The sequence below is a fragment of the Vibrio sp. THAF64 genome (assembly GCF_009363455.1).
GTDB lineage: Bacteria > Pseudomonadota > Gammaproteobacteria > Enterobacterales > Vibrionaceae > Vibrio > Vibrio coralliilyticus.
On record NZ_CP045355.1, the window covers coordinates 2,896,523 to 2,910,415 of the forward strand.

The following is a 13,893-nucleotide window of genomic DNA, read 5'->3' on the forward strand; positions in this document are numbered from 1 at the left end:
TTTTGCGTGAATTAGCATCAGTATGAGTTAAACTCTCGATGAGTCACCTTTTTCATATTTTGGCAGGAATAGGACCTATGAAAAAACTGCTTCCACTATTTATCAGTGCAGCACTAGGCAGCTTAAGCACCAACGCTTTTGCTGACACACTGACGGAAATTTATAACCAAGCAAAAGAAAACGACCCAACATTACTTAGCGCAGCAGCTACTCGTGACTCTGCATTTGAAGCGGTGAACTCTAGCCGTGCCACCTTACTACCTCAAATTAACCTGACAGCAGCGTACGATATTAATCAAACCGAAACTGACAACGTTAATAAGGACAACGATGCGTGGAATGCCAATTTAGGGTTCACTCAAGAGCTTTACAATCGTTCAAGCTGGATCACGTTGGATACTGCTGAAAAAACTGCACGTAATGCTGATGCAACGTATGCAGCAGCGCAGCAAGCACTTATCTTGCGAGTAGCAACAGCCTATTTTGACGTACTAAAAGCCCAGGATAACCTAGTGTTTGTTCAGGCAGAAAAAGCCGCGGTAGGCCGCCAATTGGAGCAAACTAAGCAACGTTTTGAAGTGGGTTTGTCAGCAATCACTGACGTACATGATGCACAAGCACAGTACGACTCAGTGTTAGCAGACGAAGTGCTAGCACAGAATGATTTGATCAACAGCTACGAAGGCTTACGTGAAATTACTGGTCTAGAGCACACGAATCTGAACGTATTAGATATTGCGCGTTTCTCAGCAAGCAAAACAGATGCACCAGTCGATGCTTTGGTGGAAGAAGCACAACAGAAAAACTTAAGTTTGCTTTCTTCTCGTATTGCACAAGATATAGCACGTGACAAAATTTCACTGCAAAGCTCTGGCCACCTTCCATCGTTAACTTTAGATGGTGGTTATACGATGAGCGAAACTTCTCCAGATGCTGGAAACACTACAGAAACAGATACATTCAACGTTGGTTTGAACCTTTCAGTTCCAATCTACTCAGGTGGCGCAACTACCTCACTAACTAAGCAAGCACAATTTGATTACGTTGCTGCAAGCCAAGATTTAGAAGCTACTTACCGTAGTGTCGTTAAAGACGTGCGCGCCTTTAACAACAACATCAGTGCTTCGATTGGCGCACTGCGCGCTTATGAACAAACTGTGGTTTCAGCTAAATCTGCTTTAGAAGCAACAGAAGCAGGCTTTGATGTAGGTACCCGTACTATCGTCGACGTTCTTGACTCAACTCGTAACTTGTACGATGCAAACAAGAACCTATCTAACGCACGTTACGATTACATCCTAAGTGTGTTGCAGCTTCGTCAAGCTGTCGGCACGTTGAGTGAGCAAGATATCCTAGATATCAACGCAGGCCTCAAAGAAGCCCCAGCTAACAGCTAACAGCTAACAGCTAACAGCTAACAGCTAACACTGAAAAGTAAAAAGGTTGATGCTTTCGCATCAACCTTTTTTCATTCTTGGCTAACTCATTAACTAGTATACGGTGTCTATCACCACATCTTTTTCTACTAGCCACTCTACTTTGTCGCCGTTCTTAAGCATCAATGCGACATCGACTGGCTTGTCTGCATCCACCGCGAATTGCCACACAAAGGCAACTTCCCAATGGCTTTGATTATGAGTGCGTAAGTCGAGTAAATCACCATCAATAATCCAGCTATCTTCTCCCTGCTTAATTGAGATGCTCTCCACTTCCAGAGTCGCTGGCAACACTTTGTCTGACTGCAGATACAGGGCACCATGGAGCGTTTGATCTTGCACTTCACCTAAGGTCGGCATTTTATTCAGCCAAAGATTACTCTTTAAACTAACCGTCGCGTCTTCAACCTTGGTCTGGTTGTCTTGCTCCCAACCGACTGGCGCGGTTGAACACCCTGCTAAAAGCGCTGCGCCCAGCGCTACTAATGCTATTTTATTCATTGTTATCACCTTTGAGCCAACCACTCTTTCAGAGTTTGAATATCATTCTGATATTCATTCTTTATTTCTTCAACCCAGTCATCGATGTTTTCCCACCAAGCGGGTAAATCCGGTGACTGTGCTTTCTGAGCAACTTTCTGAATGTGCTTAAGGCCAATAGAACCCGCTGCACCTTTAATCTTGTGCGCTTCAGAAACAATGCCTTCTTGATGTTTTGCCGTCATGTTGGAATTCAGCACTTCGACGTATTCAGGCATCATATTCTCAAACATTTCAATGCTATCCAGCACAGGCTGTGAGCCGACGATCCCTACGTAGGACTCCAACATATCCAGATCTAGAACTCGACTAAACAAGTCATTGCCTTCTGAACTTTCCACCACAGTGACAGGCTCTGGCTGTTGGTAATCTTCATCCGAAGTAAACTTGGCAATCACTTCCTGAACCGCGGTCACCGATAGTGGTTTGCTAATCGCATCGTCCATGCCTTTTTCAAGATACTCATTTTTATTCTTCAGTACATTGGCTGTAAGGGCGACCAAAGGCGGCAAATCTTTATAAGTTTTACGATAAAATTCAGCAACATCAAAACCTGTCATATCTGGAAGCTGTATATCGAGGAAAGCCAGATCATAGATCTCTGGATCAAACATTTCGATAGCATCTTGCCCCGTCATTGCCACGCTAACTTCATGCCCCATACTCTCAAGTAACGAGCGAGCGACTGTAATATTCAGCTCAATATCTTCAACCATAAAGATATTGAGCTCCTTACGCTCAGCCGGAGACACTTCAGGCTCTTCCTCGACCACAGAGAGTGGGACATGAATGGTCACCGTAAAGGTACTGCCAAAGCCTTCTTCACTACTGACCGTAATATCCCCATCCATCATCTTAATCAGCTGTTTGGACACCGCAAGACCAATCCCTGTACCAACGGCATGTAGATTATCTTTGCCCGACTTAACCTGATAATACATGGCAAAGATCTTATCCAATTCTGCTTCTGGGATCCCGATACCACTGTCTTCGATTTCCATCGTGATGTTGGCATACTCTTCATCGACTTCAGCTTCAACTGTCATCACGACGCCACCTTCTTTGGTGAATTTCATCGCATTACTGATCAGATTCCACAGCACCTGACGTAGCCTTGTGGCATCGACATCAATTGCAGTAGGCAGATCGCTTAATCGTTCCAGATCAAATCGCAGCCCCTTCTGAGAAGCCATCAAGGCAGAGATACTTTCCATTTCCGCTACAAACTCTTCAAAATTCAGCGAAGAAGGGAACAGCTCCAGTTTGCGGCGATCAAACTTATCCATATCAATAATATCGTTGAAGATATTACCTAGGGTAATCGCGCTGACATTAATAGTTTGCATGTGATTGCGCTGCTCATCCGTCATCTGAGTATCCAACAGCATGCGGCTCAATCCGACAATTCCATTAAGCGGTGTGCGCAGTTCGTGGCTAATGGTTGAAATAAAGGTGGTCTTATCGCGACTGGCTTTTTTCAACGATTCTTCGTGGCGTTTGCGCTCAGTGATATCGCGGCCGAAGCCAACCAGCCCAAGGTGGCGGCCATCTTTGCTATAGAAAGGCACTTTGCGTAACTCAAAATAATTTTTGTGCCCATCTGGATATTCAAGCCACTGTTCGTATGTTAATGCTTGATTATCGGCAAAGACTTTTTCATCCGTATCGACAATCTGTTGAGCGACTTCTTTGCTGTAAACGTCCCATGGTGTCAGACCGACAAGCTGGTTCTCTTTTTTACCGGTCAATTCTTCCATTGCACGGTTACAGCCTGAGAAAACACCGTCTGCATTACGGTAATAGATAAGATCCGGAGAGGCATCAATGAAAGATCGTAGTAAAGCCGTTCGCTCAGCTAACTCTAGCTGAGTTCGCTCACGCTGATAAACCTCATTCTCGAGATCTTTCATCGCTTCTTCACGGGCTTCTTCTGCCTTAATCCGTTCTTCAATCTCTTGGTTCAGCTTTGAGATGTTCTGCTGCAGTTTATGGTTCAGCTCCTGATCTCGTGAGCGCATATCTTTGAGCTTGGAGACTAACTTGGATAATCGCTGACGGGACTCCTCAAGCTGATCAACCACGACAGAAAGGAAGTACACAGCCCATGGCGTAATCAATAGACCAAAAAACACTGAGCGAACAATGTCTATGTCATCGACATGTCCACTTAGCACCAAGGTAATGCCAACCTGAACTACAACGGCCAATGCGACAAGAGCCAAAGCAAGAAGAATAGAGAAACGCAAAATGCCAAGCTTGACCAAAAGATCGACATAATACTGAGCGAGGTTTTTTATAGGTTTCATTAGGCGCTCCGTGCGATAAGAATAGGTAAATATTACCTGTTTTCGATACGCGCGGCTAAGAGAACCGAAAGTCTTGGCGGGTTAATTCTCGGATGTGTGATGAACACAAGTCTGATTGCGCCCATTGGCCTTAGCTTGATACAACGCACTGTCGGCTAGAGCAATGAGACTCTCACTATTGTCATAAGGCTGCGGGATCATGGTCACTAGACCAATACTCACGGTTAAGACCGTTGAGACTTCAGAAGCTTTGTGCTCCAGAGCCAAACTAGCGATTTCATCATGAATCTTATCCGCCACTTGCTGTGCGCCTTCTGCCGTTGTGTTCGGCAAAATAAAACCAAACTCTTCGCCGCCATACCGAGCGACGCAGTCACTGGTGCGTGATAAGACCGCTTTAAAGACACCTGCGACTTTCATCAGCGCTTCATCACCCTCCTGATGACCATAGAAGTCATTGAAACCTTTAAAATAATCGATATCGCAGAGCATAATACTCAGAGGCTGACGTTCACGGACATGCAAAGGCCACAGAGTAGAGAGTTGTTCGTCAAAACGGCGCCGATTAGAAATTTGTGTCAAGCTGTCAATAAAGCTCAGGCGCTCTAGCTCTAGGTTTGCCTCTTCCAGTTTTTGTGCGGCAAGATAACGTTCAGAGACATCCCTCGCCATAATTAACACGCCATTAGTTCCTGAAGCAGGATCGCGGAAAGGAGATTTAACAACGTCATACCAAGTAAATTCGCCATTGCTGTTAATTGCTTTATCGATATAGCGCAATGACTTTCCTTCGTATAGCACCTTTTGATCCGTTTCCGACAAACGGCTATATACATCATCGGGGATGACATCTTGCAGTCGTTTACCAATAAGCTCATCAACATCGGAGATACCGAGCGCTCGGACAAAAGGCTGGTTACACGCTTGATACACCATGTTTTCATTGAAGATGCCTATAGAATCAGGGCTCGACTCGAGGATATTCTGCAAAATAGTATCACGCTGAGCCAAAGCGACTTCAGTATCACGACGTTTTTCCATCTCATCACGCAAGTTCTGCTGCATGTTGTGCCAATCCGTCACATCATGACTGATGCCGATACTACCCATTGTTTCCCCGGTAGAGGAAATCAATATATTCTGATAGGTTTCAAGTAAGCAGCTACGGCCATCGGCGTCCGTTGTCCAACGGCGTTTGTTTGCCCGTCCTTTCACAACACCTTTGATATCGGCACTCCCCTCTTGCGCACGCTCCCCCCAAAAACGTTCGAAGGCTCGGTTTGTCGAAATCAGTTCGCCTTCATTATTTTTGATGAAAACCAGCTCAGCTAAGTTATCCAAAGCACTGCGCACTACAGAAAGTGATTGAATTTCACGTACCATTTCATCGTGAGATGCTTGGTGAGAAGAAACATACAGTAGCCACGAAATGCGCCCTCGATAAACGGTTTTACGCCCACTAATATCCACTTTTATTCGGGTATTTTTAGAGATGCTCCACTCTATCGGGAAACGATTGAAGCCTTCCCCTGCAAACTGACTAATAGTGGACAACAAAAACTCTCGCGAAACCGTATCTGGCAAAAGAAAGGACTTACCTACTCGTCGGATAGCCAACAACTGCATTGCGTTCTTGTTAGAAAGAAGGAGTTTCCCGGACTGCGCTTCAACCAGAATCAAAGCTGTAGGTGCATCTTGAACCAACAACTCTATGTGTTTTTGCAATTGTGAGTAAACAAGCGCAGACAGCACGACAAAGAGTAAAATGACTACAAGGTCAAAACCATGTCCATGGGATGTATCCCATAACCAGTAAAACACCTGCTCCATTCTAATGCTCTATATCTATTAACCTAATACTAAGGTTACAAAAGATATCAGCTTATTGATGAGTTTTCTGTATTTATTGTTGGTTTTACATACACAAAAGGACGACCGATGGATGAACCTTGTGCACCTTCATGCTTAAGCGCATCGCCAATTTTCGTCATTGCTAACCAACGATTTTCACACCATAAAGGGGCAAGCAGAGTTGGGCGCCGGGCTGCCGATGAAACCCGATGAAACACAATCTCGGGTGGTGTCATGCGGATCATTGCGCTAGCAGTATCCACATATTGCTGCAGAGAGGGAGCATTAAGCTTGCCTGCCTTCCAAGCTTTAGCCATGGTACTACCTTCAACAATGTGCAAACTGTGAAGTTTGATCCCATCAGTTCCAACATCAATAACTTTACGCATCGTATCAATGTTATCTTGGTGAGTTTCTTTCGGTAGGCCAACTATCAAGTGGGTACAGACTTTAATACCTAAAGCTCTCGCTCGTTTGGCGATGCTAGCATAACAATTAAAATCATGGCCGCGATTTATACGCTTCAGGGTATCATTGTTCGCAGTCTGAAGACCGAGCTCTAGCCAGATCTCGAAACCTTCTCGTACATAACCAGACAGCAACTCCAATACAGCATCAGGCACACAATCTGGCCGTGTACCAACACACAGGCCCACAATATCGGCCGCTTTTATTGCCTGCTCGTACATACTCTTCAGAGTCTGAACTTCAGCATACGTACTGGTATATGCTTGAAAGTAAGCTAAATACTTCTTAGCCCTATGTACTTCCCCTGCACGATCTTTAAGTTGTTCAAGAATACTCTTTGTCTGAGTTTCTTCGTCTGCAAACGATGCAACATTACAGAAAGTACATCCCCCTCGACCTATGGTGCCATCTCTATTTGGGCAGCTAAAACCACCATGTAACGTCAGTTTGTGGACTCTCTCGCCATAACGACGCTGAAGATCTTGTCCAATCGTATTAACCAGCTCATGTAACTGCATAGTTTTTTCACAACACAAACAATAATGAATATCATTTCCATTAGTGTAATTAAATTACAGCAATGAAAAATTTGGAGGTGGAAATCTAGCGATTTAAAACAGAAAGGAAGTTATTTAAAGTCAATAAACATGCACAAAATGGAGAACAAAACCCAATTGTTAAGCAAAAGTTAAACATAATACCTATAACAACGGCTAAAAAAGTACTCTGCTAACTCGAATTTTGATTGCAATTCATCCTGACAAAATTGTAGGATAATTTCAGATTTTAGTTTTATTTGTGTAATAAATTACATATTTAGTTGCTAAAACATCGGTGTTTTCCAGCTCCCACCTATATAAATCACTAGATTGTGATACAAAAAACATGGATTTCACCAAGGATTGTTTTTCTCGCAATATTTTTCCTGCGAGATACGGAATGGAATCAAAGTCGCCAACCTAGGCAGGCTGCGAATCATAAAAATAAAGGACTGGACGCAAAACTAGTATCGGCTAGTACATTTGCGTCTACTGAACTGGAAGGATGTATCTATGGTAGATAGAGAGCAAAGTTCACAGGGTCTGTATACTCCTGAACTGGAGCATGACGCTTGTGGTATCGGTTTTGTTGCTCACCTTAAAAACCGTAAATCGCACGAAGTAGTAACTCAGGCATTGGATATGCTGGCACGAATGGAACACCGCGGTGGTCAAGGTTGTGATCCATGCAGCGGTGATGGTGCGGGTATCTTGCTACAAAAACCTCATGAATTCCTATTAGAAGAAGCCGTTAAGTTAGGCATTAAATTGCCTTCGTTTGAAAAGTATGGTGTTGGTGTCGTTCTTTTCCCGAAAGACGAATACAAACGAGAGCAATGCCGTGACATTCTAGAACGTAACGCACAACGTCTAGATCTTGAAGTTATCGGCTACCGCGTATTGCCAACCGATAACTCTATGATCGGTGCAGACCCACTAAGCACAGAACCTCAGTTTGAGCATGTGTTTATCTCTGGTGGTCCTGGCATCACACCTGAAGAGCTTGAGCGCAAACTGTACGTACTTCGTAACTACACTGTGCGTGTTTGCCTAGAAAGCGTTTCGAACATTGGTGACGACTTCTACATTAACTCAATGTCTTACAAGACATTGGTCTACAAAGGTCAGTTAACGACCGAGCAAGTACCTCAGTACTTCCTTGATCTGCAAAACCCGACCATGGTGACAGCACTGGCACTGGTACACTCTCGTTTCTCTACCAACACCTTCCCGAAATGGCGTCTTGCACAGCCTTTCCGTTACATTGCCCACAACGGTGAAATCAATACAGTTCGCGGTAACTTGAACTGGATGAAAGCCCGTGAAGCAATCTTAGAATCAGACCTGTTTACTCAGGCTGAAATCGACATGCTTCTTCCAATCTGTCAGGAAGGCAGCTCGGATTCATCTAACTTTGACATGGCACTTGAGCTCCTAGTTCTTTCTGGTCGTAGCCTGCCACACGCATTGATGATGATGATCCCGGAAGCATGGCAAGAAAACAAAAACATGGATCCTAAACGTCGCGCGTTCTATCAGTACCACGCGAACATCATGGAACCATGGGATGGTCCTGCTTCAGTATGTTTTACTGATGGTGTTCAAGTTGGTGCGACACTAGACCGTAACGGTCTGCGCCCTTCTCGCTACACAGTGACCAAAGATAACTTCCTAGTGATGGCATCTGAATCTGGTGTTGTAGATATTGAACCAGAGAACGTAGAGTTCCGTGGTCGTCTACAACCAGGTCGTATCTTCGTTGCAGACCTAGAGCAAGGTCGCATCATCTCTGATGAAGAAGTGAAAGACACCATTGCAACGGCACAGCCTTACGAGAAGTGGGTAGAAGAAAACCTACTGAGCTTGAAGAAGCTGCCAGATGCGAGCAACCAGTTCAGCCAACCTTCTCCAGAGCGTTTGTTGCATCGTCAGCAAGCTTTCGGTGTGAGCAATGAAGAAGTGAACGAAATCATCGTTCCAATGGCGAATGACGCGAAAGAACCATTATCAGCAATGGGTGCCGACTGGCCTCTTGCGGTTCTATCTCATCAGTCTCAGCACCTTTCAAACTACTTCAAGCAACTGTTCGCACAGGTAACCAACCCGCCGATCGACCCGATCCGTGAGCGCATGGTTATGTCGCTGAACACTTACTTGGGTAAAGACCAAAACCTTCTGACTGAAACACCACTTCACTGTCAGAAAGTTGAATTGGAATCGCCTGTTCTGGCGAACTCTGAGCTTGAGAAATTGCGTGCGATCGATAACGAGCACCTACAAGCGAAGACACTGGATATCGTGTTCCAAGCCAATGAAGATCAAGGCAAGCTTGAGCGCGCGCTAAAACGTATCTGCCAATACGCAGAAGACGCGGTTATCGATGGTTACTCAATCATCCTACTAACTGACCGTGCAGTGAACTCAAACCATGCGGCGATCCCAGCAATGCTGGCAGTTGGTGCAGTGCACCACCACTTGATCCGTAAAGGCCTACGTGCGAAGTGTGACATCGTGGTTGAAACCGGTGACGCGCGTGAAACGCACCACTTCGCAACGCTACTTGGTTACGGTGCGAATGCGGTTAACCCTTACCTAGTGATTGAAACCATCATTGAACTTCAACGTACGAAGAAGTTGGATCCAGAAGCGAACCCTCGCGATCTGTTCAACAACTACCGTAAAGCGATCAATGGCGGTCTTCTGAAGATCTTCTCGAAGATGGGTATTTCTACGCTACAGTCGTACCATGGTGCGCAAATCTTCGAAGCCTTGGGTATCCATAAGTCTGTTGTAGACAAATACTTCACAGGTACGGTTTCTCGTATCCAAGGTCTCACCCTTGATGATATCGCCAAAGAAGTGCTGATCCGTCACCGCATCGGTTACCCACAACGTGAAATCCCAATTCAAATGCTGGATGTTGGTGGTGTTTACCAATGGAAACAGCGTGGTGAGAAGCACCTATTCAACCCAGAAACCATTTCTCTACTGCAAGAGTCTACACGCAACAAGAACTACGATCAGTTCAAACAGTACGCGACAGCAGTAGATAAGCAAGGCGACAACGCGGTAACCCTTCGTAGCCAACTTGAGTTCATTAAGAACCCAGCCGGTTCTATCTCTATCGACGAAGTCGAGCCAATTGAAAGCATCGTGAAACGCTTCGCGACGGGTGCAATGTCATTCGGTTCTATTTCTTACGAAGCACACTCCACACTGGCTGTTGCGATGAACCGCCTTGGCGCGAAATCGAACTCTGGTGAAGGTGGTGAAGACCCAATGCGTTTCGAGCGCAAAGACAACGGCGACTGGGAACGCTCTGCAATCAAGCAGGTGGCTTCAGGTCGTTTCGGCGTAACCTCTTACTACCTAACCAACGCTGATGAGCTACAAATCAAGATGGCTCAAGGTGCGAAACCAGGTGAAGGTGGTCAGCTACCAGGCGATAAAGTAGACGACTGGATCGGTGCAACGCGTCACTCAACTCCGGGCGTCGGTCTTATCTCTCCACCGCCACACCACGATATCTACTCAATCGAAGATTTGGCTCAGCTTATCTACGACTTGAAGAACGCGAACCGCGCGGGCCGCGTAAACGTGAAACTGGTATCGGAAGCAGGCGTAGGTACGATCGCTTCTGGTGTAGCGAAAGCGAAAGCGGACGTTGTACTAATCGCAGGTTTCGACGGTGGTACTGGTGCATCACCAATGTCTTCAATCCGTCATACAGGTCTACCTTGGGAACTTGGTTTGGCAGAAACACACCAAACGCTACTGAAGAACGGTCTGCGTAACCGTATCGTGGTTCAAGCGGATGGTCAGATGAAGACACCTCGCGACCTTGCAGTGGCAACACTACTTGGTGCAGAAGAATGGGGCGTGGCAACCGCAGCATTGGTGGTTGAAGGTTGTATCATGATGCGTAAGTGTCATAAGAACACCTGTCCTGTCGGTATCGCGACTCAAAACAAGACGCTTCGTGAGCGCTTTGATGGTCGCGTAGAAGACGTAGTAACCTTCTTCCAATACATGGCACAAGGTCTGCGTGAAATCATGGCTGAACTTGGCTTCCGCACTATCGATGAGATGGTCGGTCAAGGTCAGAAGCTGAAGATTCGCCAAGATGTATCTCACTGGAAATACAAGAACCTAGATCTGTCTCCTGTTCTGCACGTGGAGCAAGCTCGCGAAGCCGATGGCGTATTCAACCAAGCTCAGCAGAACCACAATCTAGAAGAAGTTCTAGACCGCAAGCTGATTCAAGCAGCGATTCCTGCTCTCGAGAAAGGCGAAGCGGTAAATGCCGAATTCCCTATCGTCAACACGGACCGCTCTGCAGGTACCATGTTGTCGAACGAAATCTCGAAAGTGTACAAAGATGCTGGTCTACCTAAGCCAATGAACGTGAAGTTCAACGGTTCTGCGGGTCAGTCATTCGGCGCATTCCTAGCTAAGGGTGTGAAGTTCGAGGTGGAAGGTGATGCTAACGACTACTGGGGTAAAGGTCTGTCTGGCGGTACCTTAGTGCTCTACCCAGACGCGAAATCGAGCATTGTCGCGGAAGACAACATCGTAGTTGGTAACGTGTGTTTCTACGGTGCAACTTCGGGTGAGTCTTTCATTCGCGGTATGGCTGGTGAACGTTTCTGTGTTCGTAACTCAGGCGCGAAAGTCGTAGTAGAAGGCGTCGGTGACCACGGTTGTGAATACATGACTGGCGGTGCAGCAATTATCCTTGGTTCAACAGGTCGTAACTTTGCCGCAGGTATGAGTGGCGGCGTGGCTTACGTATGGGATAAATCAGGTGACTTTGAGTCAAAGCTGAACCCAGAGCTAGTAGACCTAGATCCAATCGAGCAAGAAGACAGAGATCTCTTACTCGACATGCTAACTAAGCATGTTCAATTCACAGGAAGTGAAGTCGCTCAGTCTTTCCTAGACAACTTTGAAGCTAGCCTAGCCTCTATGGTTAAGGTAATGCCGCGTGACTATAAAGCGGTTCTTCAAAAACGCAAAACTGAAGCACAGTCTCAAGGAAACGAAACTCAAGCGGAGGCCGTATAATGGGTAAGCCTACTGGATTTTTAGAGCATGGTCGTGAACTACCACAGAAGATCGACCCAGCTGAGCGCATCAAGAACAACAAAGAGTTCGTTCTAAACGAGGAGTTTGGTGACAAGATCAATACTCAAGCTTCTCGTTGTATGGATTGTGGTGTGCCGTTTTGTCATAACGGCTGCCCTATCGGTAACATCATCCCAGAGTTTAACGATGCAGTTTATCGTGATAGCTGGGAAGAAGCATGGAACATTCTAAGCTCAACCAATAACTTCCCAGAGTTCACTGGTCGTGTTTGCCCAGCTCCGTGTGAAAGCGCTTGTGTACTTGGCATCAACCAAGATCCAATCACTATTTGTAATATCGAGAAAACCATCGTGGAAACGGCGTATCGTGAAGGCTACGCCAAACCAAAAACACCACGTTCTCGCACAGGCAAAACCGTTGCGATCATCGGTTCGGGCCCTGCTGGTCTTGCGGCGGCTGAGCAGCTGAACAGCGCTGGTCATACTGTGACGGTATTCGAACGAGACGAGAAAGTGGGGGGTCTGCTGCGTTTTGGTATCCCAGATTTCAAACTGGGTATGGACGTGATTGATCGTAAGATCAACCTGATGGCAGAAGCGGGGATTGAATTCAAAGTTAACCAACATGTTGGTGTTGATGTGAATGCCCAGCAGCTGCGTCAAGAGTTCGATGTGGTTCTACTGACTGGTGGCTCAACCGTTCCACGTGATTTACCAGTTCCAGGCCGTAAACTAAATGGTGTTCACTTCGCAATGGAATTCCTAGGTCAAAACAACCGCCGCGCCAACAACATGGATCTTAAAACCGAAGAGATCCACGCGAAAGACAAACACGTTGTCGTCATTGGTGGTGGTGATACTGGTTCTGACTGCGTGGGTACCTCTAACCGTCATGGCGCAGCGAGCATTACTCAAGTTGAAATCATGCCGATTCCACCTGAGAAACGCCCAGCAAACATGCCTTGGCCACAATACCCAATGATTATGCGCACCTCAACATCACACGAAGAAGGTGTCGATCGCCATTGGAATATCTTGACCAAAGAATTCATCGGCAACGACCAAGGTCAGGTAACAGGTCTACGTATTGCAGACATCGTATGGCAAGATGCGAAACTAGGCGAGCGTCCAAACTTCAAAGAAGTAGAAGGCAGCGAGCGTGTGATCCCATGCGATATGGCATTCCTAGCGATGGGGTTCCTGCACCCAGAACCAACAGGCGTACTTGCTCAACTGGATATCGCACTAGATGATCGCGGTAACGTAGCAACTCAAGGTTTTGCTACTAACCAAGAAGGTGTATTTGCTGCTGGTGATATGCGAACAGGCCAATCTTTGGTGGTTCGTTGTATCAACGAAGGTCGCGAATGTGCCCGTGCTATCGATGATTTCCTAATGGGTGGAACTCATCTTGAAGCTAAATCCGATTCACTGATGTTATCAGCGTAAACCGGATGAAACCCAGAATCAGGTAGCAATGAATGATTCTGGGTCTAAAGCGAATAACTAATCAATCCTTCCAAACTTCCCAACTTGACCAGCACATTATGCTGGTCTTTTTTATATCCACCGAACTCAATTGTTGCAAAAATGTAACAATCAAAAATCTATACATATGATATATAAGTACTTTTCTAGGTTATTGCTTGGTAAATCGAACATTGACGTG

The 13,893-nt window shown here is 46.0% G+C and carries 7 protein-coding genes; 3 read left to right on the forward strand and 4 right to left on the reverse strand.

Annotated features, from left to right (window positions below; all coding sequences use genetic code 11):
• Positions 1-77 precede the first annotated feature (77 nt).
• Positions 78-1,397, forward strand: coding sequence for an outer membrane channel protein TolC (tolC, locus tag FIU99_RS13490; protein ID WP_006958036.1), 1,320 nt, complete (start codon positions 78-80; stop codon positions 1,395-1,397).
• A 93-nt stretch (positions 1,398-1,490) separates the two neighbouring features.
• On the opposite strand, the gene FIU99_RS13495 is transcribed toward tolC, so the two are convergent.
• The 4 genes from FIU99_RS13495 to FIU99_RS13510 all read right to left on the reverse strand — a co-directional run bounded on the left by FIU99_RS13495 (position 1,491) and on the right by FIU99_RS13510 (position 7,119).
• Positions 1,491-1,937, reverse strand: a complete 447-nt coding sequence (locus tag FIU99_RS13495; RefSeq protein WP_006958037.1) for a hypothetical protein — start codon at positions 1,935-1,937, stop codon at positions 1,491-1,493.
• Between the two features lie 5 nt (positions 1,938-1,942).
• Positions 1,943-4,282, reverse strand: coding sequence for an aerobic respiration two-component sensor histidine kinase ArcB (gene arcB, locus FIU99_RS13500; RefSeq protein WP_006958038.1), 2,340 nt, complete (start codon positions 4,280-4,282; stop codon positions 1,943-1,945).
• Between the two features lie 81 nt (positions 4,283-4,363).
• Complete coding sequence (locus FIU99_RS13505) at positions 4,364-6,112, reverse strand: GGDEF domain-containing protein (protein WP_006958039.1); 1,749 nt, start codon at positions 6,110-6,112, stop codon at positions 4,364-4,366.
• Positions 6,113-6,159: 47 nt separating this feature from the next.
• A complete protein-coding gene (locus FIU99_RS13510; RefSeq protein WP_006958040.1) occupies positions 6,160-7,119 on the reverse strand; it encodes a TIGR01212 family radical SAM protein in 960 nt (319 codons plus the stop codon).
• A 534-nt stretch (positions 7,120-7,653) separates the two neighbouring features.
• Between FIU99_RS13510 and gltB the strand changes: the two genes are divergently transcribed.
• Both gltB and FIU99_RS13520 read left to right on the forward strand, forming a co-directional pair.
• A complete protein-coding gene (gltB, locus tag FIU99_RS13515; RefSeq protein ID WP_006958041.1) occupies positions 7,654-12,204 on the forward strand; it encodes a glutamate synthase large subunit in 4,551 nt (1,516 codons plus the stop codon).
• Positions 12,204-13,673: a glutamate synthase subunit beta gene (locus tag FIU99_RS13520; RefSeq protein WP_006958042.1), complete on the forward strand. Its 1,470-nt coding sequence runs from the start codon at positions 12,204-12,206 to the stop codon at positions 13,671-13,673. Before gltB ends, FIU99_RS13520 begins: the two co-directional genes overlap by 1 nt.
• The last annotated feature ends 220 nt before the right edge of the window (positions 13,674-13,893 follow it).